This is a genomic window from Streptomyces malaysiensis subsp. samsunensis (assembly GCF_024519315.1).
Taxonomy (GTDB): Bacteria; Actinomycetota; Actinomycetes; order Streptomycetales; family Streptomycetaceae; genus Streptomyces; species Streptomyces malaysiensis.
This window is the reverse complement of record NZ_JANIIC010000079.1, coordinates 1-23,352: the sequence shown is the minus strand read 5'-3', so window position 1 is coordinate 23,352 and position 23,352 is coordinate 1. Positions and strand designations below refer to the sequence as shown.

21 protein-coding genes, 1 other RNA gene and 2 pseudogenes are annotated in these 23,352 nt (G+C 71.8%); 12 read left to right on the top strand and 12 right to left on the bottom strand.

All coding sequences use genetic code 11. The features are described 5' to 3' along the window. Positions 1 to 41: 41 nt before the first annotated feature. From NQU54_RS42145 to rnpB, 3 genes are all read right to left on the bottom strand, one after another. Positions 42 to 641 (bottom strand): DUF4254 domain-containing protein, encoded by a 600-nt coding sequence (locus tag NQU54_RS42145; protein ID WP_257635606.1) that lies wholly within the window; start codon positions 639 to 641, stop codon positions 42 to 44. An 837-nt stretch (positions 642 to 1,478) separates the two neighbouring features. Next, positions 1,479 to 2,318, bottom strand: coding sequence for a SpdA protein (locus NQU54_RS42140; protein WP_257635605.1), 840 nt, complete (start codon positions 2,316 to 2,318; stop codon positions 1,479 to 1,481). A gap of 548 nt (positions 2,319 to 2,866) precedes the next feature. Then, an RNA gene (gene rnpB / locus NQU54_RS42135) (RNase P RNA component class A) lies at positions 2,867 to 3,271 on the bottom strand. Between the two features lie 152 nt (positions 3,272 to 3,423). Between rnpB and yaaA the strand changes: the two genes are divergently transcribed. Next, complete coding sequence (gene yaaA, locus NQU54_RS42130) at positions 3,424 to 4,227, top strand: peroxide stress protein YaaA (RefSeq protein WP_257635604.1); 804 nt, start codon at positions 3,424 to 3,426, stop codon at positions 4,225 to 4,227. Between the two features lie 186 nt (positions 4,228 to 4,413). Further along, positions 4,414 to 5,073: a bifunctional 4-hydroxy-2-oxoglutarate aldolase/2-dehydro-3-deoxy-phosphogluconate aldolase gene (gene eda, locus NQU54_RS42125; protein WP_257635603.1), complete on the top strand. Its 660-nt coding sequence runs from the start codon at positions 4,414 to 4,416 to the stop codon at positions 5,071 to 5,073. A gap of 134 nt (positions 5,074 to 5,207) precedes the next feature. Here eda and NQU54_RS42120 read toward each other — a convergent pair whose 3' ends face one another. From NQU54_RS42120 to NQU54_RS50360, 4 genes and pseudogenes are all read right to left on the bottom strand, one after another. Then, complete coding sequence (locus NQU54_RS42120) at positions 5,208 to 6,383, bottom strand: bifunctional RNase H/acid phosphatase (RefSeq protein WP_167501305.1); 1,176 nt, start codon at positions 6,381 to 6,383, stop codon at positions 5,208 to 5,210. 4 nt (positions 6,384 to 6,387) lie between these two features. Continuing rightward, entirely contained in the window at positions 6,388 to 7,131 is a 744-nt protein-coding gene (locus NQU54_RS42115) for a zinc ribbon domain-containing protein (RefSeq protein WP_257635623.1), read from the bottom strand. A 70-nt stretch (positions 7,132 to 7,201) separates the two neighbouring features. Further along, a complete protein-coding gene (locus tag NQU54_RS42110; protein WP_079257406.1) occupies positions 7,202 to 8,062 on the bottom strand; it encodes a Nif3-like dinuclear metal center hexameric protein in 861 nt (286 codons plus the stop codon). 95 nt (positions 8,063 to 8,157) lie between these two features. Then, positions 8,158 to 9,155 (bottom strand): annotated as a pseudogene (locus tag NQU54_RS50360) (ABC transporter substrate-binding protein). A 228-nt stretch (positions 9,156 to 9,383) separates the two neighbouring features. Between NQU54_RS50360 and NQU54_RS49560 the strand changes: the two are divergent. Next, entirely contained in the window at positions 9,384 to 11,513 is a 2,130-nt protein-coding gene (locus NQU54_RS49560) for a hypothetical protein (RefSeq protein WP_306279633.1), read from the top strand. Between the two features lie 143 nt (positions 11,514 to 11,656). After that, positions 11,657 to 11,818, top strand: coding sequence for a hypothetical protein (locus tag NQU54_RS42090; protein ID WP_257635602.1), 162 nt, complete (start codon positions 11,657 to 11,659; stop codon positions 11,816 to 11,818). A 211-nt stretch (positions 11,819 to 12,029) separates the two neighbouring features. Here the strand turns inward: NQU54_RS42090 and NQU54_RS42085 are convergent, their stop codons facing one another. The 3 genes from NQU54_RS42085 to chsH3 form a co-directional block, all read right to left on the bottom strand. Continuing rightward, entirely contained in the window at positions 12,030 to 12,983 is a 954-nt protein-coding gene (locus NQU54_RS42085; protein ID WP_257635601.1) for a 3-oxoacyl-ACP reductase, read from the bottom strand. Next, a complete protein-coding gene (locus NQU54_RS42080) occupies positions 12,968 to 14,053 on the bottom strand; it encodes a Zn-dependent alcohol dehydrogenase (protein WP_257635600.1) in 1,086 nt (361 codons plus the stop codon). Before NQU54_RS42080 ends, NQU54_RS42085 begins: the two co-directional genes overlap by 16 nt. Before the next feature lie 65 nt (positions 14,054 to 14,118). After that, entirely contained in the window at positions 14,119 to 14,973 is an 855-nt protein-coding gene (gene chsH3 / locus NQU54_RS42075; protein WP_257635622.1) for an enoyl-CoA hydratase ChsH3, read from the bottom strand. Between the two features lie 363 nt (positions 14,974 to 15,336). Between chsH3 and NQU54_RS42070 the strand changes: the two are divergent. The 8 genes and pseudogenes from NQU54_RS42070 to NQU54_RS42035 form a co-directional block, all read left to right on the top strand. Continuing rightward, positions 15,337 to 15,522: pseudogene (locus tag NQU54_RS42070) on the top strand (response regulator transcription factor); the annotation flags it as partial. Between the two features lie 40 nt (positions 15,523 to 15,562). Further along, positions 15,563 to 15,847: a hypothetical protein gene (locus NQU54_RS42065; RefSeq protein WP_093704841.1), complete on the top strand. Its 285-nt coding sequence runs from the start codon at positions 15,563 to 15,565 to the stop codon at positions 15,845 to 15,847. After that, entirely contained in the window at positions 15,829 to 16,242 is a 414-nt protein-coding gene (locus NQU54_RS42060; protein WP_257635599.1) for a DNA-binding protein, read from the top strand. The genes NQU54_RS42065 and NQU54_RS42060 overlap by 19 nt, the downstream gene beginning before the upstream one ends. A 147-nt stretch (positions 16,243 to 16,389) precedes the next feature. Continuing rightward, positions 16,390 to 16,983 (top strand): class I SAM-dependent methyltransferase, encoded by a 594-nt coding sequence (locus NQU54_RS42055; protein ID WP_257635621.1) that lies wholly within the window; start codon positions 16,390 to 16,392, stop codon positions 16,981 to 16,983. A gap of 475 nt (positions 16,984 to 17,458) precedes the next feature. Beyond that, complete coding sequence (locus NQU54_RS42050) at positions 17,459 to 18,421, top strand: N-acetylmuramoyl-L-alanine amidase (RefSeq protein WP_257635598.1); 963 nt, start codon at positions 17,459 to 17,461, stop codon at positions 18,419 to 18,421. A 161-nt stretch (positions 18,422 to 18,582) separates the two neighbouring features. Continuing rightward, entirely contained in the window at positions 18,583 to 19,404 is an 822-nt protein-coding gene (locus NQU54_RS42045) for a DUF5336 domain-containing protein (RefSeq protein WP_069869189.1), read from the top strand. A gap of 208 nt (positions 19,405 to 19,612) precedes the next feature. Then, the gene (locus tag NQU54_RS42040) at positions 19,613 to 20,623 is read left to right on the top strand and encodes an LLM class F420-dependent oxidoreductase (protein WP_257635597.1); all 1,011 of its coding nucleotides are present in this window, start codon (positions 19,613 to 19,615) and stop codon (positions 20,621 to 20,623) included. A gap of 65 nt (positions 20,624 to 20,688) precedes the next feature. Further along, entirely contained in the window at positions 20,689 to 20,982 is a 294-nt protein-coding gene (locus NQU54_RS42035; protein ID WP_257635596.1) for a hypothetical protein, read from the top strand. A gap of 455 nt (positions 20,983 to 21,437) precedes the next feature. Here NQU54_RS42035 and NQU54_RS42030 read toward each other — a convergent pair whose 3' ends face one another. After that, positions 21,438 to 22,538, bottom strand: coding sequence for a prenyltransferase/squalene oxidase repeat-containing protein (locus NQU54_RS42030; RefSeq protein WP_257635595.1), 1,101 nt, complete (start codon positions 22,536 to 22,538; stop codon positions 21,438 to 21,440). Beyond that, positions 22,535 to 23,269, bottom strand: coding sequence for a class I SAM-dependent methyltransferase (locus NQU54_RS42025; protein ID WP_257635620.1), 735 nt, complete (start codon positions 23,267 to 23,269; stop codon positions 22,535 to 22,537). Before NQU54_RS42025 ends, NQU54_RS42030 begins: the two co-directional genes overlap by 4 nt. Positions 23,270 to 23,352 lie beyond the last annotated feature (83 nt).

The window sequence follows — 23,352 nt, the reverse complement described above, 5'->3', positions numbered from 1 at the left end:
CAGATCGATCCTGGCGCTTCGGAGGAGCAACGTGACCGCGCTCATCGTGCGGACTTCCCGTAGAGCTTCATGCGCTCAGGCCGGGGCGTGCGCCGACGGCCGGACACAAGATCCTCACAAGCGACCGCGATAGACCACACTAGATCGTCGTACTGGCGATGCAGAATCGCCACTCGCTCTGCCGTACCAGCATCCCGTCCGACGAGTTGCTCGATGTGCATGATCCGAAGCGTCTGCACCGAGAGTCGGTCGAGCGCCGAGCCGATCGACTCCGTGAGGGGAGGCACGCCCTCATTCGCGCTCCACGCCGCATCCAAGATTCGATCGACCTGCTCGATGAGTGCATGTCGATTGCCGTTGAGGGCGTCGATCTCCCGCTTGATGGCCGGAATCTCCCCGTCGCCAGCTTGTCGCACCCGATCCTCGGCGTCCCACTGCCTACTGTTGACTGCGTGCAGCCGGTCCAAAACCGGCGACAACTCCGGCGAGTCAGGAAGCGGAATCCCAGCGAGAGCGTCCTCGCACCAGCCACCTTGCCCGCCTGCCACGTCGAGGCAAGATGCAACCGCCGTCATCGGAGTGCGCGGGTCGCCCTCCAACTCATCCGTGTCCTTACCCAGTCCTGCACGTGTCTCAGTCATCAATGGTGATCCCCCTTCGGTATCTCGGGAGGCTGCCTCTGTCACCGTCATCGAAGACAGCCTTGAGCACGGCCGGAGGGTGTCCGAGAGGGGCGCGTTACTCCACGATCGCTAGACCATGATGCCCCTGACTCAACGGCCAAAGTGGCCGCTCGACATCCGTCCAGGTCCGCCCCTGCCCCTAAGTTGATCTCGTGGCACGCTAACAGTTCAGGGAGAGCAGGTGATCACGGGCCATCTCGCACCAGCGTCTGGTGCCATCTGTCGCATCACCGACCCGGCTCCGAGCCAGTGGCGCCAACACAGTCGCATAACCGTGATCACGCAAGCAGAACTGCGACGTTGATGGTCAAAACCATCCGGCCAGTCCTCCCCTCAGCAGCTGGCATCCCGCCCTCTGCATAACCCGAATCGGGTACTTCGACGGCCCCATCCGCAGTGTTTGGCGACAGGGCACTTGTCCAGTGGCTGGTTTCATAGCGCTCCCGCAGCGTTACGCTGGCCAACCTGTCGGCGGCGGGTGAATTCGACCGACGCCGAGAGCACACCGGCGGACGGGATTATCCCTGCGGGTGCGGGGAGCAGACTCCGTGACCTGCGCGTCTACCTGACAGTTGGTTCCCTGCAAAACACTTTCACCAAGTCCGGCATTCCAGGCATATGCATTGCGTGGTTCACGCGACGAACGCTTCCACACCATCCATATCATTTCTCAGAACATGGACGGCCGTCAGCACCACGTCGTACCGCTCCCCGCCACGGCTTCAAACGACAGGAAGCAGGGCGCCCCAGCGCTTATAGAGGCCGCTGCATCGACAGGCACCACAGAAGCACCTCCTACCTCGGACCTTCCTCGCCCGCGCCGCGGACCTGATCACAAGGCAGAGAAGCTGAAGGACCGCCCTCGCCAGACGATGCTTCCATCATCACGTTCCCGGCCCTTGTCGAGCGCACCATGGACACCAACGTCCGGGACCTGGCCGCGCCAACATGCAGTCGCTTCCGTAGCGTCTCAGCCGAAATCGGCCGCTGATACGTCTCCCAATGCCACGCATCTTCCACCAAGGCACGCTCCAGAAGGCCATCCCCATCAGCCCCGAGCTGACTACGCTGATCATCTTCCGGCGGGACCAGGACATGCGGCTGGTCAATATTGACGCTCTTCTGCTCGATCATCATCGCCGCGTGTTCCACGGAACACTCCGGGATGTCTCCCTTCTCGGACTCGGACGACTTTCCGCTCCCGGCACCGCTGATGGCCTGCAAAAGCCCCGGACCCACCTCTGCCCAACCGATCAGCAGCAACGGTCCCACCGCATCGAAGGCGGCTTTGCCGTTCTCACCAGCCAGCAGCGGGTCCGTCACGTTCAGCGCCAACGTCATCAGACTGGAGAAGACCAGCAACCGACGGGCCGGCCGGAGCTGCTCCCGACTCGCACCCTGCAACGCCAGGTACCGGGTACCCAGCACAGAAAGATCCACCGCCGGGGCCACCAAGGGCGCCACCCACGGCGGCACACCCAACCGCAGCGCGAGGGTCCATACATTGCCGAAGCCGAACAAGAACGTCAGCCCCACCACCGCGGCCATGATCAGGGTCACCGCGCGAAGAGTGACCACCCGCTCGAAGGAAGCACTCGGACCGCTGCTGTCACGTGTCAGACTCTCGTCAGCCATCAGCGTGTCTCCTCCTGCGCTGAGGGCTCAAAAGTTCCCTTGATCACCAGCCTGCCGACGAAATTCCGCGGGTGAGGATGGCCATCCTTCTGTGTGGCGCCCTGCCAAGGGCTCGAACCTGTGGCACGCATAAGACGAGGCTCACTCGCTTGCTCACCATCATCGTCGGCGCTCGGCAGGTACTGCCTTGGCCAGGTAGTACTGCCAAAGCCGACGCGTGCAGAACCACGATGGTTAGTGATCGCCATCACCGACCTCCCTTCCCGCTCGGTGGTGGAAGCAGAGGAGCTCACGGCGTAGCCGAAACATGCGGGTACCGCGCATGCCGTCCGGAGCCGCAGGAGAGTTGCGGAGCGGGTGGTGATCTCCGAACATGCCAAAGCCCCCCCGCCCAGCGAGCTGGACGGGGGCGCGGGCAAGCGGACCCAGTGCACAACCAGTGCACACTTGCGCGGGAACTCCCAGGAACTCCCAGGTAGAGGAGGGAAGCGCAGCGGTACGACCGAGGGCCCCGAGCAGGGCATACTCCCCGGCCAGAGCCATGGCGGCGGACGAGTCGGCCTGTACGCCGGGTTCTGTCTCCCGTGGGCCTCGCGGCCCGCGGGGAGGCGGCCATCCATCTAGGGCCGACGTTGCCGCCGGCCTCGTGCGGTCTACCCGCGGACTCGGGCGGGCAGCCCTCGATCGTCCGCGCAGAGCCACCGTGTGGCGGCTCCTCTTGACCTTGCTCCAGGTGGGGTTTACCGAGCCGTCCGAGTCACCTCGGACGCTGGTGGTCTCTTACACCACCGTTTCACCCTTACCGGACGCCTCGCGGCATCCGGCGGTCTGCTTTCTGTGGCACTGTCCCGCGGGTCACCCCGGGTGGGCGTTACCCACCACCTTGCCGTGTGGAGCCCGGACGTTCCTCGGCGGGGCCTCAAGGACCCCGACGCGACCGCCCGGCCGGCTCGTCCGCCGTGTTGACCATGATACCCGGGAGGGGCGGACCGCTCGGACGACGCCGGTCGTCTCCGGTGCGGAGGGGAAGGCGGCGGTGAGGGTGGGGCCCACGGAGTCGTAGCCTTTTCCGTGGCCCTGATGCCCCGACCCCCGAGGAGAGACCGTGCTCGTGCTGCTGCCCCCGTCCGAGGGAAAGGCCACAGGAGGCTCCGGGTCCGCGCTGGACCTGGGATCGCTGTCGCTGCCGGGGCTGGGCGGGGCGCGGGCGGAGGTGCTGGACGCGCTGGTGTCGCTGTGTTCGGGCGACGAGGTGAAGGCCGCGGAGGTGCTGGGGCTCAGCGAGGGGCTGCGGGGCGAGATCGCCAAGAACGCGGCGCTGCGGGAGGCCGTGGCGCGGCCCGCCGGGGAGATCTACACCGGTGTGCTGTACGACGCGCTCGGCCTGGCCACGCTGCCGGGTGCCGCCCGTCGCCGGGCGGAGCGGTCGCTGCTGGTCTTCTCGGGGCTCTGGGGCGCCGTACGGGTCGACGACCGCATCCCCTCCTACCGCTGCTCGATGGGGGTCAAGCTCCCGGGGCCCGGCGCGCTCGGCACCTACTGGCGGGCCCGGACCCCGATGGCCGAGGTGCTTCCGGAGGCCGCCGGGGACGGGCTGGTGCTGGACCTGCGCTCGTCGGCGTACGCGGCGGCGTGGAAGCCCAAGGGAGCGGTCGCCGAGCGTACGGCGACGGTGCGGGTGCTGCACTCGAAGTTCGTGAACGGGGTCGAGAAGCGGTCCGTCGTCAGCCACTTCAACAAGGCGACGAAGGGCCGGATGGTGCGGGACCTGCTGACCGCCGGCGCCGAGCCGAGCGGCCCGGCCGAGCTGGTGGAGGCGCTGCGCGGGCTGGGGTACGTGGTGGAGGCCACGCCGCCGGAGCGGGCGGGCCGGGCGTGGGGGCTGGATGTGGTGGTGACCGAGCTGTAGCCCGTTTCCGTGCACCCTCGTCAGCCCGTTTCGTGCACCCTCGTCAGCCCGTCCCGTACCCGTCGCTCATCAGCCCGTTCCGTATGCGTTCGTTGGCCCGTTCCGTACGTGCTCGTCAGCCCCTTCCGTACGCGCTCGTTGCGGGATGTGCAACCGCCATTGCGCGGTGCGCGCCCCATGGGCAGGATGGGCGCCGTGACTAGCACCGCGCCCTCCCCCGGTTTCCCGGACTCCTCGCTGCTCGACCTCGCCCCCGTGATCCCCGTGGTCATCGTCCACGACGTGGCCGACGCGGTCCCGATGGCCCGTGCCCTGGTGGCGGGCGGGCTGCCCGCGATCGAGGTGACCTTCCGGACGCCCGCCGCCGCGGACGCCATCCGGGCGATCGCCGAGGAGGTCCCGGACGCGGTCGTCGGCGCCGGTACGGTCCTGAGCCCGGAGCATGTGGAGACCGCCGTCGCCGCCGGGGCGCGCTTCCTGGTCACGCCCGGCTGGACGGACCGGCTGCTCGGGGCGCTGGACGCGTCAGGTCTGCCCTTTCTGCCCGGGGTCTCGACCACCTCGGAGGTCGTGGCGCTGCTGGAGCGCGGGGTCGAGGAGATGAAGTTCTTCCCGGCGGAGGCCGCCGGGGGCACCGCGTATCTGAAGGCGCTCGCCTCACCGCTCCCCCGGGCTCGTTTCTGTCCCACGGGCGGTGTCAACGCCTCGAACGCCGCCGGGTATCTGGCCCTGCCCAACGTCGGCTGCGTGGGCGGCACATGGATGCTGCCCTCGGACGCGCTGGCGGCGGGCGACTGGGCCCGGGTGGAGTCCCTGTCCCGGCAAGCGGCCGCCCTTCGCGACTGACGGGCTGACGGACCGACGGACCGACGACCGCCGCCCACGGGGGTGACGACCGCCGCCCACCGGGGTGACAGCCCCCGCGGTCGGTCGCGACCGCTGACGCGCCGCCCTACGGCCGCCCGCAACCGCCGCCACCCCTACCGCAGATGCGCCGTCTCGTTCAGCAGCCTCACCGACGCGTTCCCGTCCGCGTAGTACGCCACCGCCGTCAGCGAGGCCGCCGAGAGCTCCATGCGGAACAGGGACTCCGGCGGGGCGCCCAGGGCCAGCCGGACCAGGGTCTTGATCGGTGTGACATGGGTGACCAGCAGCACCGTACGGCCCGTGTAACGGGCGATCAGCTTGTCGCGGGAGGCCGCGACCCTGCGCGTGACCGCCGCGAAGCTCTCGCCGCCGCCCGTCGGGGCCACCTTGGTGGAGGCCAGCCATGCCGCCAAGTCGTCCGGGTAGCGCTCCTTGGCCTCCGCGAAGGTCAGGCCCTCCCACGCGCCGAAGTCGGTCTCCCGCAGCCCTTCCTCGACCCGCACCTCCAGGCCCAGGCGCCGGGCCACCGCGTCGGCGGTCTCCCGGCAGCGCCGCAGCGGTGAGGCGACGATGGCCTGGATGGTGCCGCGCGCGGCGAGCGCCGCCGCCACCCGCTCGGCCTGGTGGCGGCCCACATCGGAGAGTTCGGGGTCGCTGCCGCCGCTGCCGGAGAAGCGCTTCTCGGGGGTGAGCGGGGTCTCCCCGTGCCGGAGCAGTACGAAGGTGGCGGGGGTGCCCAGGTCCGCCGAGCCCCAGCCCACCGCCGGGGCACCCGTGGCGGCGGGTGCGGCGAGGGCGTCGTCGGCGGGTGCGGCGGCCTCCGGCGCTCCCGCCGCCAACGTGCCGCCGGGCGGCACCTTCGGCTGCCACCGCTCGCCCCGTTTGCCCGCGTCCATCGCCTCGTTGGCGAGCCGGTCCGCGTGCTTGTTCCGCTCGCGCGGGATCCACTCGTACGCGGCCCGGCCGGGCGGCACGATCGCCTTGGCCTCGGCGGCGAGCGGGCGCATATCGGGGTGCTTGATCTTCCAGCGGCCCGACATCTGCTCGATGACCAGCTTGGAGTCCATCCGCACCTGGACCCCGGCCTCCGGGTCGAGGGCGTACGCCGCCCGCAACCCGGCGATCAGGCCCTTGTACTCGGCCACGTTGTTGGTCGCGGTGCCGATGTACTCGGCCACCTCGGCGAGCGTCTCACCGGTCTCCGCGTCGCGCACGACCGCGCCGTAACCGGCCGGCCCCGGGTTGCCCCGGGACCCGCCGTCCGCTTCGACGATGAAGCGCCGCGCCATCGGGCTACAGCCCCGACTCGGGCGTACGGACCAGGATCCGGCGGCAGTTCTCGCACCGCACCACCGTGTCGGGGGCCGCCGAGCGCACCTCGTTGAGCTCGGTGATGGCGAGTTCCTGGCGGCAGCCGTCGCAGCTCCGCTGGTAGAGCCGGGCAGCGCCGATACCGCCCTGCTGCCCGCGCAGCTTGTCGTAGAGCCCCAGAAGATCGGCGGGGATGGTCCCGGCGATCACCTCGCGCTCCTTGGTGACGGTCGCGATCTCGGTGTCGATCCCCTCGGCGGCCGCGTCCCGGCGCGAGGTGGCGTCGCCGATCTTGGCCTGGAGGGACTCCACCCGCTCGGTCAGCTCGGCGGCCCGCTCCTGGACGGACTCCCGGCGCTCCATGACCTCCAGGACGATGTCCTCCAGGTCGCCCTGGCGCTTGGCGAGGGAGGCGATCTCGTGCTGGAGGTTCTCCAGGTCCTTCGGGGAGGTGACGGCCCCGGAGTCCAGGCGCTTCTGGTCGCGGGCGGCGCGCTGGCGCACCTGCTCCACGTCCTGCTCCGCCTTGGTCTGCTCGCGGGCGGTGTCGCTCTCCTCGGTCTGCGCGGCGATGAGCAGGTCGCGCAGCTGGGTGTGATCGGCGTTCAGGGTGTCGATCTCGGCGTGCTCGGGCAGCGTCCTGCGCTTGTGCGCGAGCTGCGACAGCCGGACGTCGAGCGCCTGGACGTCGAGGAGGCGGATCTGATCGGCGGGCGCGGCATTCAGCGTGGGGCTCCAGGGGAGTCGAGGGGGCGGAGGATGAGTCGAGCAGCGGTCGAGCGGAGGTCGGCGGAGGTCAAACGGAGAGGGACGGGGCGGACGCGCGGACGGCGGGGGCCGCCGCGTGGGCCGTCCAGGGGTCGGTGACGATACGGGAGACATGCGTACGCAGATCCCAGCCGTGCCGGTCGGAGATCTCGTCCAGTTGGGCCGCGGCCTGCTCGGTCCAGGGCCATTCGGTGGCCCAGTGCGCCGCGTCCAGCAGGGCGAGATCGCTGTGCTCCCGCGCCTCCGAGGACGGGTGGTGGCGCAGATCGGCGGTGAGGAAGGCGTCGACCCCGGCCGCGCGCACCGCGTCGAAGAGGCTGTCGCCGGAGCCGCCGCTGACGGCGACCCGGCGGATCGTACGGTCCGGGTCGCCCGCGGCGCGGATCCCCTGGGCGGTGGCGGGCAGCCGGGCGGCGGCGCGCTCGGCGAACTCCCGCAGCGTCTCGGGGTGGTCGAGCTCGCAGACGCGGCCGAGGCCGCGGCGGCCCTCGGGGTCGGTGGCGTCGGGCACCAGCGGACCGACGATCCGCAGGTCGAGCGCTCCGGCGAGGGCGTCGGAGACACCGGGGTCGGCGGTGTCGGCGTTGGTGTGCGCGACATGCAGGGCGATGTCGTTCTTGATCAGCGTGTGCACCACCCGGCCCTTGAAGGTGGAGGCGGCGACCGTGGTCGTGCCCCGCAGATAGAGCGGATGGTGGGTGATCAGCAGATCGGCGCCGAGTTCCACCGCCTCGTCGGCCACTTCCCGGACGGGGTCGACGGCGAACAGCACACGGGTGACCTCGGCGCCGGGGTCACCGCACACCGTGCCGACGGCGTCCCACTGCTCCGCCCGCTCGGGCGGCCAGAGGGCGTCGAGTGCGGCGATGACGTCGTTGAGTGCGGGCACGGGGCAAGGCTACCTCCCGGATCACGGCTGAGCCCTGCCCCGGCCTTCACACAGCGCGACGAGAGTACGGGTGAAGTCCGCGGCGAAAACGCGGATCAGTGGACGAGGTAGCCCCGGAGGTCGTCGAGGACCCGGTCGGCGGCGGTGACGCCGAGTCCCAGGTACCAGGTCTGCTCATCGACGTTCTCGGCATGGCCCGCCTTGACCGCCTTCAGCTTCTTCCACAGCGGGTTGGACTGCGCCTGGTCGCGCTTGGTGGCCTTGGGGTCGCCGTAGACGCCGGTGAAGATCCAGTCGGCGTCGGCCTCGTCGATCCGCTCCGGGCTGATCTCCGCGGCGAGATCGTCGATCTGCTGGTTCTTCGGGCGCGGCAGGCCGACGTCCTCGAGGATGGTGCCGATGAAGGACGCCTTGGCGTAGAGCCGGGTGACCTCCGGCATGAAGCGGAGCATGGTGATGGTCGGCTTGTTGGGGCCGATGTCCTCGCCGAGCGTCTTGGCCTTCTTCTCGTACGCGTCGAGCGCGCGCTCGGCCTCGGCGGTCCGGTCCAGGGCCGCGGCGTAGTTCTCCTTCCAGTTGGACCCTCCCCAGCTGAAGCAGGGGGATTCCTGGCTCAGGAAGCCCCGCAGGTCAGCGACCGACAAGGTCTTACTCCTTCAGCACCAGCCGGGACGGAACCTGCCCGGTTGCCCGAAAGCATCTGGTTGCGCTGGCTTGGTTCTCACTCAGCACGTTGTGCGTACTTGGTTCTCGCAACGCACGAAACGCACTCTATCCGATCGCGTAGGCGGTCTGTTCGCCACGGAGGCGAAATCCCGTTCCTTGCCCTGCTCCACCTGAAGGCGGGGGGCATCCTCGAAGGAGACCAGGTGATGGTGCGGGGGAACGCGCCGGGCCCCGCCTCCGTGCCCATCTTCGCCGTCTCCTCGGCCGCCGAGCCGAAGTCCTTGCCGCCCTGGGCGACGGACTTCCCGCCCCCGCCATTGCGCTTGCCGCCGCCCTCGCCGTCGTCCGACGATCCACAGGCGGTGAGGGACAGCGCCCCGGCCAGAGCGAGGGCGAGGGCGGCGCTGCCGCGGGCGCGCAGGGACATGACGGAGCTCCTGGGATAGCTGGGGCGCGCCCGTTCGCACGAGCGCGCCGAACGCACTTAGGTGTGCCTTACTTTAATCACAAAACACCCTCGCGTCGCTTACAGCACATTCACCCACGACCTCTCAGGTAAATCGGGCAAGAGCCACACTTACGGGTGGAGCGCGTCCATTACGGCCTTCGGCTCGAGGCACGAAAACTACTTTCAGTGGCCGGAGGTGACTGACCGATGACTGCCTGTGCCTTCGACACCGCTCTCACCGGGGGCGTCGGCGACCGGCCACGAGGGGGTTTCACCATCGCCTCGGACCGCTCGTACGGCGCGCGGCTCGCGCTCAGCGGGGAGGCCGGCTGCTGGTACCCCGAGCGCTGGACGCTGGACGGCCCGGAGCCCTACGCCGTGCCGCTGCCCACGGCCCAGCCCGAGGAGCCGGACAGCGAACTGCTGCCGCTGGCCGACGGGCAGGTGCTCATCCACCGCCGGATGGCGGGACACCACGCCTTCTCGCTGCTCTACCCGGCCGGCCCCGGCACCGGCGAGCGCCCGCTCGGCGGTATCGACCGCGCCGAGGTCTCGCTGCTGCCGCCCGCGCCCGGCGGTCTGTGCGCGTTCGCGCTGGGGCGCGGCCCGCGGTCCACCTCCGTCTGGCTGCTGTTCGGCGGCGGCGTCCTCGCCCCCCAGCATCTGGCCGAGGTGCCCGGCCGCTGTACGGGCGGCGGTTGGCTGGACCGTACGGGCCGGCTGCTGGCCCTCGACCGCGAACTCGACGGCCGGACGAAGACCGTGGTGGTCGATCTGCGGCGCGGCGGTGAGACCAGCCCGCTGCTCCAGATCACCGAGCGCAGCGACGACCGGCTGCTGCTCGCCGACCCCGACAGCGGTCTGCTGCTCGTACGGTCCGACGCGCCCGGGGAGGAGCGGCTGGGGTGGGGGGTGCTGGGCAGCGCCCGGCCGGTGCGGTTCCCCGACTGTCTGCGGCCCGCGGGGCGGTGGGAGCCCACGCCGTTCGCGGTGCAGCCGGGGCAGGTGCTGACGCCGGAGTCGTGCGCGGTGGCCTTCCGCATCGATGGGCTCGGCGGATCCGGATCCGGGGCGGGGTCCGGACGGCCGTGGGTGGGCGTATGGCGCCCGGCGGAGCGGCGGTTGCGCGAGTTCCCGGCGCCGGAGGGCTGGCTTCCGGGCGCGGGCCTGTGGACGCGGGAGGGTGAGCTGCGGCTGCCGTATGTGACCCCGCAGATGCCATGCGGGGTGGCACGGGTGCGGCCGCCCGGGGTGCCGGGCGCGGCGCCGAGGTTTTCGGGCGGTTCGTGGGTGGCGGCGGCGCCGGGCGGTTCGGGCGTGGCGTGGGTGGCGGACCGCCCGGAGGCACCGGGCACCCCGGGCGGTGTCGCGAGCCGCACTCCCGGCGGTGTCTCGAGTGGTGCCGAGAGCGGCGCCCCGGGCGGTGTCTCGAGCGGCACTCCGGGCGGTGCCATGAGCACCGTCCCGAGCAGCGCCTCGCTCGGCGCCCCGCTCGCGGCGGAGCCGTCCGGGGCGCCGGAGGCGCCATGGCGACGGGACGACTCGGCGGCGTCGTGGCGGCCGCACGTCGCGACACCGACCTGGCCACCGGACGACGCACACACCACCTGGCGGCCGGACGACTCGACGGGCGCGCGGCGGATCGCGCGGGTGACACGGGTGTCCGAAACCTCCGGCCGGGTGTCCGAACCCTCGGGCCGGGTGGCGGGGCCCTCGGGCCCGATGTCCGAGCCGTCCGGTCCGGCCGCGACCGCGACCCCGGTCAGCGCCCGAGTCGTCCAGACACCGCATACGGCGGCCCCCGCGGCCGGGATCGCGACGAGGATCACACCGTGGACCCGGGTCGGCGGCCCCGGCGGCCCCGCCCCCGCGCGGACGACCGAGCTCACACCGCCACGGCCAGCCGGGCAGGCGCCCGAGCTGACCGCGTCGCGGGCGTCCGGGCCGACGCCTGAGCCGACGCCGCCGCGGTCACCGGATCTGACGCCGCCACGGGCCCCCGGGCCCATGCCGGTACGAGCGACGCAGGCGCCGATGCCCGTACGAGGGCGAGCGCCGATGACCGTACCGGAGCGGGCGCCGATGACCGTACCGGAGCCGACCCCGCTGCCCGTGCACGAGCGGGCGCCGGAGCCCGAGGGCGGTTTGGGCGTCGAGCCATGGGGCGGCACCGGTTCATGGCCGGGTGTCGAGCAGGAGATGGGGCCCGAGCCGGACCACGATCCCGGCGCCGGTACGGGCCCCGCCCTGCGACCCGTACCGCTCCAGCAGGCGCCGCTCGCCCGGCCCCCGCAGCCCCGGCCACCCCGCTGGGTCCGGGACCACCGCCGTGGTTAAACTCGTTACGGGGGCTGCGTATCCCTGCGTTCCGTCACACACGGGCGCCTCGGGTGATGCGCATGGAACGTCGTGCGACATCGTGGTCAGCCCCTTTCGCACAGTACGAAGCGCAAGCGATCTGACGGGGTGACGTACCCACCATGTCCGAAACCCACATCGACACGACCCAGGCGCGCCCGCGGGACGCCGCCGCGGCCCAGGCCGATGGCACTCAGGGCAAACACCGGGGGCGGGCCGCGTCCGAGGAGACCCAGGCACCGGCCCACGGCCGCCACCGCCGCCCGAACGAGAGCGGCTCCTGAGCGTCTTGAGGACGGTAAGCGGATCAGGGCCGTGAACGGCTCACGACCGTAAGCCACTCGGGACCGTAGGCCGCTCAACGCCTCAGCATCTCAGGGTCGTCCGCGACCGCGGGACGGGCCGGATTTCCCCGGGAAGTCCAGCCCGTCCGGCGATCGTGGGATGCTTCCGGCCAGGGGCGGGCCCCTCCGCCCACCCCCGTCGCCCCTCCGCTCACCCCCGCTTGAGCCCCAGCACCTCCACCGCCGCGAAGCTCTCCCCGCTCCGCTCCGCGAAGTACGGCGTCAGCACCGCGTCCAGCTCCTCGAAGCCGAAGGTGTCCCCCTTCGCGTCCAGCTTCGCCGCCACCTTCGGCCGCTCCACGATCGCCACCATGCCGCCGTGCACCACGAACACCTGGCCGTTCACCTTCGCCGCGCCAGGTGAGGCGAGATAGCCGACCAGCGGGGCCACATGTTCGGGGGCGAGGGCGTCGAGGCCACCGTCCTCCGGGACTTCGAAGTCCGCGAAGACGTCCTCGGTCATCCGGGTGCGGGCGCGCGGGCAGATGACGTTGGCCGTCACCCCGTACTTGGCGAGCGCCGCCGCCGTGGAGGTGGTCAGCCCGACGATGCCGCCCTTCGCCGCCGCGTAGTTGGGCTGGCCCGGCGAACCGGCGAGGAACGCCTCGGAGGAGGTGTTGACGATCCGGCCGTGGACCGGGCCGCCGCCCGCCGCCTTGGACCGTTCGCGCCAGTGGGCGGCGGCGAAGCGGATGGTGTTGAAGTGGCCCTTGAGGTGGACGCGGATCACCGAGTCCCATTCGGCCTCGCTCATCGAGAAGACCATCCGGTCGCGCAGGATGCCCGCGTTGTTGACCAGGATGTCCAGCGCGCCATAGGTGTCGACGGCGAGCCGGACCAGGTCGCCCGCCCGCTCGAAGTCGGCCACGTCGCCCACATGGGCCGTGGCCCGGCCGCCGGCCGCGCGGATCTCCTCGGCGACCTGCTCGGCGGGGCCGGCCGATGCCTCGCCGGTGCCGTCGCGGCCGCCCTGTCCGTAGTCGTTGACGACGACACTGGCGCCCAGGCGCGCGAGTTCGATCGCCTCGACGCGGCCGAGGCCACGCCCGGCGCCGGTGACGATCGCGGTCTTCCCTGCCAGCGGGCCCGTCACATCTCGACGCATGTGCGCAGCGCCTCCCCGGTCCGCATCTGGCCGATGGCCTCGTTGATCTCGCCGAGCCGCACCCGGTGGGTGATCAGCCCTTCGAGGTCGATCCGGCCCGCCCGCCACAGGTCGATGGTCCGCCGGTAGGAGCGGAGCACATCGCCGCCGCCGTACAGCGAGGGCAGGATCCGCTTCTCGTCGAAGAACAGCTCGAACATGTTGAACTGGAGGAAGTCGTCCAGCGCCCCGGCCCCGACCACGCACAGCGTGCCGCCGCGCCGGGTGATCTCGTACGCCCGCCGGGCGGTGGCGGAGCGGCCCACGACCTCGAAGACGTAGTCGAAGCCCTCGCCCGCCGTGACGCTGTTCCTGGCGGTGTCGAGACCGTCCGGGGCCACCGCCTCGGTGGCACCGAAGCTCAGCGCGGCCTCGCGCCGCGACTCCACGGGGTCCACGGCGACGATCTGCGCGGCGCCCGAGGCCCTGGCCCCCTGGATGACGCTGATGCCCACCCCGCCGCAGCCGATGACCGCGACCGATGAACCGGCCTCCACCCGGGCGGTGTTGAAGACGGCCCCGAGCCCGGTGGTGACCCCGCAGCCGATGAGGGCCGCGATGTCGTACGGGACGTCGTCGGGGATCGGCACGGCACATTCGGCGGGCAGGACGATCTCCTCGGCGAAGGTGCCGGTCCCGGACATGCCGAAGACCTCCTCCGGACTGCCGCCGGGGCGCCGGAAGTTGGGGACTCCGGCGTTCATGAACCCGGACATGCACAGCTCGGTCTGACCGCGCCCGCAGGCCGGACAGCCGCCGCACGCGGGCAGCCAGCACACCAGTACCCGGTCGCCGGCGCTCAGCCCGGTCACCCCGTCGCCCACGTCGACGATCTCACCCGCGCCCTCGTGGCCGGGGACGAACGGCGCGGGCTGCGGCAGCACCCCGGCCATCGCGGAGAGGTCGGAGTGGCACAGCCCGGTGGCCCTCAGCCGCAGCCGGACCTTGCCGGGGCCGAAGCCCACCGTCTCGATGTCGTCCAGGACCTCCAGCTTGTCCTGTCCCGTCTCATGCAGTACGGCTGCGCGCACAGCGACTCCTCGTGATCTCTGACGTGATCTCGAACGTGATCTCAGGCGTGATGTCAGGCGTGATCTCAGGTGTGTTCGACGATGGTGTCGGTGAGGACCGGTGCGCCGTCCCGCTCGACGGCGGTCGCCGTCACATGGACGCGCGTCTCGTCCCGCCACATCCGGACGCGCAGGGTCTCGCCCGGGAACACCACCCCGGCGAAGCGGGTGGTGTACGAGCGCACCCGGGTCACCTCCCCGTCCAGCGCCGTGTCCACGACCGCCTTGAGCACCATCCCGTACGAGCACAGCCCGTGCAGGATGGGCTGCTCGAACCCGGCGGCCTTGGCGAACTCCGGGTCGGCGTGGAGCGGGTTCCAGTCCCCGGAGAGCCGGTAGAGCAGCGCCTGGTCCTCGCGGATGGCCCGCTCCACGGTGTGGTCCGGCTCCCGGGTCGGGGGTTCCACACGGTCGGAGGGGCCGCGCTCACCGCCGAAGCCGCCCTCGCCCCGGGCGAAGATCCGGGTGTCGCAGGTCCACAGCGGGCCGTCCGCGTCGGCGACGTCGGAGCGCAGCACGATGACCGCCGCCTTGCCCTTGTCGTACACCGCGGCGACCTTCGAGGTCTGGGTGGCGTCGCCGCTGAGCGGGATGGGGCGGTGCAGTTCGACGGTCTGGCCGCCGTGCAGTACGGCGGTGAGGTCGACGTCGATACCGGGCGCTGCCATGCCCCCGGCGACCGCCATGCCGCCGCCCGCGACGGTCGCGAAGCTGGGGAGCACTTGGAGCTTGCTCTCCAGGGTGTAGCGGAGCTCTGCGGGGTCGGTGGCGGGGATGCCTGCGCCGATGCCCAGGTGGTAGAGCTGGATGTCCTTGTGTCCCCAGGTGAGAGCCGTCCTGCGGGGTTCGGCAGAGACGGCCTTCGCGACATCGATGGGCATAGGGCGACACCACTCCTTGGTCCGCTCGGTGGGCCACGGTCCGAAGACCCCGGCCCGCCCGTCCGCACCGTCGGCCGTGCCGGGGTCGTCGCTGGTCGGCCGGGTCGCGCCGACCACAAGGACATGTGACCGCACATGGCCGTGTGGCTCCGCATGGTCACGTGGCTCCACATGGACATGTAGAACGCGTTCTAGCCGATGGCCCCTGTATAGCCCAATCGCCCCGAAGGGGGAAGGGTGTCGACGACGGGTACTGACGGCCCATCAGATGTGGGATCCGGCGCGGCGAACGGCATGCCGAAGGCCCTGGGACAAATGTCACGGCCATCCCCCGACATCCGCATCTGCCCAGCTCATACGGGCCTCCACCAGCGCGAGCGCGATGTGCTCTCGGCGGCGGTGGACGGGGCGACGGTCGCGGACATCGCGGCCAAGCTGCGCCTGTCCCCCGCCACCGTGCGCAACTCCCTCTCCTCGGCCATCGGCAAGACCCAGACCCGCAACCGCATGGAAGCCGTCCGCGCCGCCCGCCAAAACGGCTGGCTCTGACCACCGACCACGATTCCTACTCCTTTGATAATCTCGCTCCATGGACGAGATGCCGTACAGCGTGGGAGAGGGACCGGCCACCAGGGTGAGCCTCTCCCTCCCGGAGGGCACGGCCGAGGCGATTCGGCGTCGGGTCGGCAAGCGGGAGTTCTCCGCGTTCATCACCGCGGCGGTGGAGCGGGAGCTGCGCGGCCAGATCCTCGATGAGTACCTGGCCGACTACGAGCGCCGCAAAGGGCCGGTCTCCGACCAGGAGCGGGAGCGGGCACGACGGGTCTTCGACGAGGTGTTCGCCGAGGAGGGCCAGTGGCCCGCCGCAAGCTGAGCCACGAGGGCACCCTCGTCCTCGACTGCGAGGGCCTCTCGAGGCTTGTGAGCGATCACGAGCCGGTGGTCGCTCTGGTCGCGGAGGCCCGCAGGCGCGGCATGGAAGTGGTGATCAGTGCGCTGACCATCATCGAGGCCGCGCACCGCCGGACCGACAAACCACGGCCGGCCCGGGTCCTTTCGGGCACACGGATCGTGCCCGTCGGCGACGAGGACGCGAAACGCGCCTCCGAAATGCTGATCGCCGCCGGGCTGCACGGACACAAGTACGCCATCGACGCCGCGGTCGCCGAGATGGCTCTGCGCCAACGCCGCCCCGTCGTCATGCTCACCTCGGACCTCGATGACATGACGAAGCTCTGCGGCGAGAAGGTTCGCCTCGTCGCCGTGTAGCGGGCCTTCCCGGCCACGCACCACCCCTCCCCGTCCCGCCGGGGCGCCGTACGGGAGGATGGGCCGGTGACTCAGTCTGCTGCCGCCGCCGCGTCCGCGGCACCCGATCGCACCGTGCTCGACGCCTTCGAGGGGGCGAAGGGCTTCATGCCGCTGGACGAGGGGCTGGCGCTGTACGCCGCGGCCGTGCGGGCGGGGGCGCTGGGGCTGCCGCTGGTGGAGGTCGGCACGTACTGCGGGCGCTCCACCATTCTGCTGGCCGACGCCGCCCGCGCGGCGGGGACGGTCGCGGTGACCGTGGACCACCACAGGGGCTCCGAGGAGCAGCAGCCGGGCTGGGAGTACCACGACCCGGACGTGGTCGACCCCGAGGTGGGGCGGATGGACACGCTGCCCACTTTCCGCCGCACCCTCCATCAGGCGGGCCTGGAGGACCATGTGATCGCCGTGGTCGGACGGTCCCCGCAGGTCGCGGCGGTGTGGGGGCGGCCGGTCGGGCTGGTCTTCATCGACGGCGGGCACACGGACGAACATGCGAGCGCCGACTACGAGGGCTGGGCGCCGCACCTCACGCCCGGCGGGCTGCTGGTGATCCACGACGTCTTCCCCGATCCGGCGGATGGCGGCCAGGCGCCGTACCGCATCTACCGCCGCGCGCTCGCCTCCGGCGCGTTCACCGAGGTCTCCGCGACCCACTCACTACGCGTATTGCGCCGCACCGCCCCCACCCAGCCCGCCTGAGCCGCAACCCGGCTCCCGCCGCCCATTCCGAGGCAGCCCGCACACCCGGTTCCCGGCCCGCCCACTTTGAGCCGCACACCCGGTTCCCGGCCCGCACGCCCGCGTGAACCGCATACCGACCGCTCCCGGCGGCTGCGCCACGCGCCCGGCCGCCGCCTGCTCCGGCGGCAGTCCGGCCCCGGTAGCCACGCCCGGCCCCGGCTCGCCCGCTTGAGCCGCATACCCGGCCGCCGCACCCCGGCCCCCGGCCGAGCCACACGCCCGGCTCCCGGCCCGCACGTCTGCCCGAGCCGCACGCGTGGCCCCGGCTCGCCCGCCTGAGCCGTATACCCGCCCCCCGGCTTCCGGCTCCCGGGTCCCCGCCGAGCCGCGTACCTGGGCCCCGGCTCCCGTCCCCGGCGGCCGCGCCGCGTACCCGGGCACAGGCGTCCATTCCGGCAGCAGGGGTGGCCGTGGCGGGACTACCATCGCCCGCGTGTCCAACGGCAGCTTTCCTCCTGAGCCCGGTCGCCGCGGCGCAACCCTCGCCATCGTCCTGGCGGCGCTGATACCTGCCTGTTTCGCCGGCTGGCTGTTGTGGAGTTCCGTGGGCGGTGCGAAGGACGACGGCGCGGGCGGGGCGGGTGGGACGGGTGCGCCCACGACCTCGTCGACGTCCTCCCCGCCGCCCCCGTCGTCCGGCGCGTCCGGTGTATCCGGTGTGTCCGGTGCGCCCTCCCCGTCAGGAAAGGCGTCAGGAGACGCACCCGGGGAGGGGTCCGGGAAGACCCTCAAGGGCAAGGTCGTCGTCATCGACCCCGGCCACAATCCGCACAACCGCGACCATCCCTCGCAGATCTCCCGGTCCGTGGACATCGGCACCGAGGAGAAGGAGTGCGACACCACCGGTACGGCCACCAACTCCGGCTACCCCGAGGCGTCCTTCACCCTCGATGTGGCACGCCACGCCCGCACCCTGCTGGAAGCGCGCGGTGCCACGGTGCGGTTCACCCAGGACGGGGACCGGCCGTACGGGCCGTGTGTGGACGAGCGCGCGGAGATCGGGAACAAGGCGCACGCCGACGCCGTGGTCTCGGTGCACGCGGACGGCGCGGCCGCCGGGGAGCGCGGTTTCCATGTGATCCTGCCCAAGTCCGTACGAGGCGGCGGCGCGGACACCTCCGCCATCACCGTCCCCTCCCGCCATCTCGGCGAACGGCTGCTCGACCGGTTCGAGCGGGCCACCGGCAGCGAGCCCGCGCAGTACATCGGCGACGGCAGCGGGCTGGACGTCCGGGGCGATCTGGGCGGGCTCAATCTCTCCACCGTTCCCAAGGTGTTCATCGAGTGCGGCAATATGCGCGACTCCCAGGACGCCGCCGAACTGACCGACGCGGCATGGCGCGGGCGTGCCGCACGGGGTATCGCTCAGGGCATTACGGACTTCTTGAACGAGTAGGGCTTCCCCATCCGAACGGGAGGTCACGACCGGGATACCGATGGGACACCCCCGGCCTCCGCAGGAAGATTCACCCGTACGATGGGGCCCACCCCCGACGCCTTCGCGCCACGCGCCTGGCGGCAGCGCTCGTACAGACGAAACCGACAAAGGACCTCACGTTGAACATCCGCTCGCTCACTCGAGGCGACGGCGTGGTGATCGGAGCAGCGGTGCTGCTGTTCATCGCCTCCTTCCTCGACTTCTACACCATCGACTGCGGTGGCAGCAGCTTCTGCAAGGACGCCGGTGAGAACGGATGGAAGTCCGACTTCTTCCCCGTATTGCCGTCGATCTTCCTTGCCGGCGTGATCGCCGCGGCGCTCATCGTCGCCGCGCGTTTCCAGCCCGCGGGCCGCAACCTGTTCGGGCTCTCGCTCGAACAGTGGGGTTCGGCGCTCGCGGTCTTCGCGGCCTGGAGCTCGCTGTGGACGATCATCGGTGGCCCGGACGGGGTCGACAAGGGCGTCGGGCAGATCCTCGGCCTGATCGCCACCCTGGCGATGGCCGCCGTCGCGCTGCTCACCCAGCGCGTCCCGGCCCTGAAGGCCCCGCTGATGAACGCCTCCGCCCCGGCCCCGTCCCCGTACGGTGCCCAGGGCCCGCAGCCGGGGTACGGCTACCCGGGTCCGGGCGGTGCCCAGCCCGGCGCCCCCGCGCCGTTCGGCAGCCAGCCGGGGCAGCCGCAGCCCGGCCAGCCCTTCGGCGGCCAGCCGGCTCCGGCCCCGGCGCCCTCGGGCGGCGGGGACTTCGCGCCGTTCTGGTTCGCGGTGCCGGTGACCCGTCCGCTGTACGCGGAGGACGGCTCGTCCAGCACCATCGCCGAACTGGCCCCCGGCACCTGGTACCTCGCGGTGGAGCAGCGCGGTCAGGCGCTGGTCGCCCAGACGCAGGACGGCCGCCGCGGTGTGCTCCAGGACACCACGGGGATCCAGCGCGGCTGACGACAACAGCCGCGCGCGTTCCATGACGACCTCGCGCGCGCCGCATGACGCGCCCGCGCTCGTCGCATGACGCGCTCTCGGCCCCTCGCCCGTAACGCACGGGCGAGGGGCCGTTGCCATGTGCGCCCCCGGCCCGTACAGTCCCGCCGGTGCGGCTGACCTCCGTCAGCCGCGCCTCCACCCTGTCCGGCGGAACGAGGGGGCTTCCATGCGGCTCGGTCTGGCGCTCGGCTACTGGGGCCGTGGCCCCGACCCCGGCCATCTCGAACTCGCCCAGGAGGCCGAGCGGTTGGGCTACCACTCGGTGTGGACCGCCGAGTCCTGGGGCTCGGACGCCTTCACCCCGCTCACCTGGCTCGCCGCGCACACCACCCGGATCGCGCTGGGCACGGCGGTGGCGCAGATGGCCGCCCGCACCCCCACCGCCACCGCGATGCAGGCGCTCACCCTGGACCATCTCTCGGGCGGGCGGATGATGCTGGGGCTGGGGCTGTCCGGACCGCAGGTGGTCGAGGGCTGGTACGGGCGCCCGTTCCCCAAGAGCCCGCTGACGGCGACCCGTGAGTATGTCGAGGTCATCCGGCAGGTGCTGAACCGCGCGGCGCCGGTGCGGCTCGACGGGCGCTACCACCCGCATCCGTACGCCGGTCCTGACGCCACCGGTCTCGGCAAACCGCTCAAGCCCATCGTCCATCCGCTGCGCGCCGACCTGCCGGTGCTGCTCGGGGCGGAGGGGCCCAAGAACATCGCGCAGACCGTGCGCATCGCCGACGGCTGGCTGCCGCTGTACTGGTCGCCGTCGCGCACGGAGCTCTACCAGGCGGCGCTGGCCGAGGCCCGGGAGGGCTTCATGGTGGCGCCGATGGCGCAGGTGCGGGTGTGCGCCGATGTGGCGGAGGGGCTGAAGCCGGTGAAGGCGATGCTCGGCTTCTACATCGGCGGTATGGGCCACGCGGCCCGGAACTTCCACGCCGATCTGATGGCCCGCTTCGGCTACGAGGAAGAGGCGCGCCGGGTGCAGGAGCTGTTCCTGGCGGGCCGCCGCGGCGAGGCGATCGAGGCGGTGCCGGACGCCTTCGCCGATGAGATCTCGCTGGTCGGGCCGCGTGAACGGATTGCGGAGCGGCTGGAGTTGTGGCGCAAGGGCCCGATCACGGATCTGCTGGCACTGGCGCCGGACCGCGAGACGCTGCGGGTGCTGGCGGAGCTGGCGGGCTGACCGCGTCGTACGGGTGTGCGGCCACGCCTTGGTTTGGCTTCGCCTGGCGGGGCAACGCGTGCGGCATGTCACGAAGTTATCGCCACGGAAGCAATCAGGCGGCGACCGTCGTGGCGGTCGTCGCGGACGTCATGGCCGTCATCCTCGGCCTCTGGATCCTGTTCGCCCTTCTCGACGCCAACCGCGCCAACGACCTCGTGACCGTGGTCCATGACGCGGCGGGCTGGCTCGCGGGCTGGTCCCATGACCTCTTCACGATGGACACGGACTGGCTCCGCACCGTCCTCAACTACGGTCTGCCGGCCGTGGTGTACCTCTTCATCGGCCACGCCATCGCGGGGCGGCTGCGCCGCGGCTAGGGGATATCCGACAGCTCGTGCCGCCTGCGGCGGGCTTTCCCCTCCCCGCCCCTTCCCGAAACTGGGGCTTCGCCCCAGACCCCCGGGGCTCAGGGGCGAAGCCCCTGCCACGCGGCGGAGCCGCAAGCTCCGCCGGAAGTGGCCTAACCCGCCGTCGATCATCCGCGGCGCAGCCGCACATCGACACAGCCCCGCGCCCCTTCGGGGCGCACCGATATGCGGCTGCACCGCATGGCAAGGGCCCCGCCCCCTGGACCCCCGGGCCTGGGGCGAAGCCCCAGTTGCGGGAAGGGGCGGGACGGGGAAAGCACCGACACGCGGCTCCACCACATGGCCCACCGGACACGCCCCGTCAGCGCTCCGCCGGAAGTGGCCCAACCCGCCGTCGATCATCCGCGGCGCAGCCGCACATCGGCACAGCCCCGCGCCGCGCAGGAGCGGCGCCCGGCCACGGCCTAGGCGCAGCAGTCCGAGTCCAGCCCGCGCGGCAGGCTCTCGCCGCCGAAGACGGCCGTGGTCGCCTCGTCGCCGCCCAGCGCGGCCACGGCGAGCAGCAGTGACCCGGCCGTCCAGGTGGTGCGCTCCTCCGGCCAGACCGCGTCGTCCTCGAAGACGTAGCCCGTCCAGTACATCCCGTCCTCGGCCCGCAGCGTCGGCTGGATCCACCGGAGGATGTCCACCGCGCGGTCGGACTCGCCCATCGCCCAGAGCGCCAGGGCCAGTTCGCAGCTCTCACCGCCGGTGACCCAGGGGTTGGTGGAGACACAGCGCACTCCGAGCCCCGGGACCACGAAGCGGTCCCAGCCGGCCTCGATGCGCTCCTTGGCGGCGGCGCCGGTGACGGCGCCGCCGAGGACCGGGTAGTACCAGTCCATCGAGTAGCGGCGCTTGTCGAGGAACCGCTCGGGGTGGTGGCGTATGGCGTGGCCGAGCAGCCCCGCCGACAGCTCCCAGTCGGGCTGGGGCTCCTCGCGGTGCTCCGCGATGGCCAGGGCGCAGCGCAGCGCCTGGTAGACGGAGGAGGAGCCGGTCAGCAGGGCGTCGGGGTCGATAGTGCCGTCGGCGCCGCGCCGCCAGCCGACCCGGCCGTCGCGCTGCTGCATTCCGAGCACGAACTCGACGGCGGCGAAGACGGTGGGCCACATCCGCTCGAGGAAGGTGTCGTCGCCCGTGGAGAGGTAGTGGTGCCAGGCGCCGACCGCGACGTAGGCGCAGAAGTTGCTCTCCCGGGCGCGGTCGGTGGGATCGGTGGCGGCCACGCCGTCCGGGGTGTCGGGGTAGGCCGCGTACCAGGAGCCGTCGGGGTTCTGGTGCTGGATCAGCCAGCGGTAGGCGGCCCTGGCGCGCTCGTGCTCGCCCGCCGCGTCCAGCGCCATGGCGGCCTCGGTGTGGTCCCAGGGGTCGAGGTGGTGGCCGCGGAACCACGGTATGGCGCCGTCCGCGCGCTGGACGGCGGCGATGCCCCCGACCGTGCGCAGCACCTGTTCGGGGCTGAGCACCCCGGGCAGCGCGAGCCGTTCGGTGCGGGGCCCCGGGCGCGGTCCGAGCGCCGTCACGCCCGGTCCTCGCGCGGTGCGTGGGGCTTGGTCGCGTACGCCACGAAGCTCTTGCCGACGATCGGGTTCAGCGCGCGTTCGGCCAGCCGCGTGGCCAGCGGCTTCTTCATGATGTCCCACACCAGCAGCTTGTGGTACGCGCGCACCGGCAGCGCCTGGTCGTTATCCACCCCGAAGGCGCACTTGAGCCACCAGTAGGGGCTGTGCAGGGCGTGTGCGTGATGGCTGCCGTACGGCCGCAGCCCGGCCTCGCGCATCTTCCCCAGCAGTTCATCGGCGCGGTAGATGCGGATGTGGCCGCCCTCGACCTCGTGGTAGGCGTCGGACAGCGCCCAGCAGACCTTCTCCGGGCCGTAGCGCGGCACGGTGACGGCGATCCGGCCGCCGGGCCTGAGCACCCGCACCATCTCGGCGAGCACACCCTTGTCTTCCGGTATGTGCTCCATCACCTCGGAGATGATGACCACGTCGAAGCTGTCGTCGGGGAAGGGCAGGGCGAGGGCGTCGCCCTCCATGGCGGTGGCGGTGGCTCCCGCCGGGGCCTCTCCGGCCTCCTTCATGGCGGCGAACCACTTGGCGACCTCGCGTATCTCCTCGCCGTTGCGGTCGAGGGCGACGACCTGGGCGCCGCGCCGGTAGCACTCGAAGGCGTGCCGGCCGGCGCCGCAGCCGAGGTCGAGGACGCGATCGCCGGCGGCGAGGGGGAAGCGGGAGAAATCGACGGTCAGCACGGGGGTCTGCTTTCGTCCGGCGGAATTCGTGGGGCGGGAGGGGTCGGGGGCGGGACTCAGCGGGCGGGGTCGGGGGCGGAACT

What these genes read in the sequence shown, in the direction of transcription:
- NQU54_RS42145 (WP_257635606.1), bottom strand. Translation starts at nt 641, where the DNA reads ATGACTGAGACACGTGCAGGACTGGGTAAGGACACGGATGAGTTGGAG.
- NQU54_RS42035 (WP_257635596.1), top strand. Translation starts at nt 20,689, where the DNA reads ATGTCACGAAGTTATCGCCACGGAAGCAATCAGGCGGCGACCGTCGTG.
- eda (WP_257635603.1), top strand. Translation starts at nt 4,414, where the DNA reads ATGGGCGCCGTGACTAGCACCGCGCCCTCCCCCGGTTTCCCGGACTCC.
- NQU54_RS42085 (WP_257635601.1), bottom strand. Translation starts at nt 12,983, where the DNA reads ATGCGTCGAGATGTGACGGGCCCGCTGGCAGGGAAGACCGCGATCGTC.
- NQU54_RS42065 (WP_093704841.1), top strand. Translation starts at nt 15,563, where the DNA reads ATGGACGAGATGCCGTACAGCGTGGGAGAGGGACCGGCCACCAGGGTG.
- NQU54_RS42090 (WP_257635602.1), top strand. Translation starts at nt 11,657, where the DNA reads ATGTCCGAAACCCACATCGACACGACCCAGGCGCGCCCGCGGGACGCC.
- NQU54_RS49560 (WP_306279633.1), top strand. Translation starts at nt 9,384, where the DNA reads ATGACTGCCTGTGCCTTCGACACCGCTCTCACCGGGGGCGTCGGCGAC.
- NQU54_RS42040 (WP_257635597.1), top strand. Translation starts at nt 19,613, where the DNA reads ATGCGGCTCGGTCTGGCGCTCGGCTACTGGGGCCGTGGCCCCGACCCC.
- NQU54_RS42120 (WP_167501305.1), bottom strand. Translation starts at nt 6,383, where the DNA reads ATGGCGCGGCGCTTCATCGTCGAAGCGGACGGCGGGTCCCGGGGCAAC.
- NQU54_RS42140 (WP_257635605.1), bottom strand. Translation starts at nt 2,318, where the DNA reads ATGGCTGACGAGAGTCTGACACGTGACAGCAGCGGTCCGAGTGCTTCC.
- NQU54_RS42055 (WP_257635621.1), top strand. Translation starts at nt 16,390, where the DNA reads ATGCCGCTGGACGAGGGGCTGGCGCTGTACGCCGCGGCCGTGCGGGCG.
- chsH3 (WP_257635622.1), bottom strand. Translation starts at nt 14,973, where the DNA reads ATGCCCATCGATGTCGCGAAGGCCGTCTCTGCCGAACCCCGCAGGACG.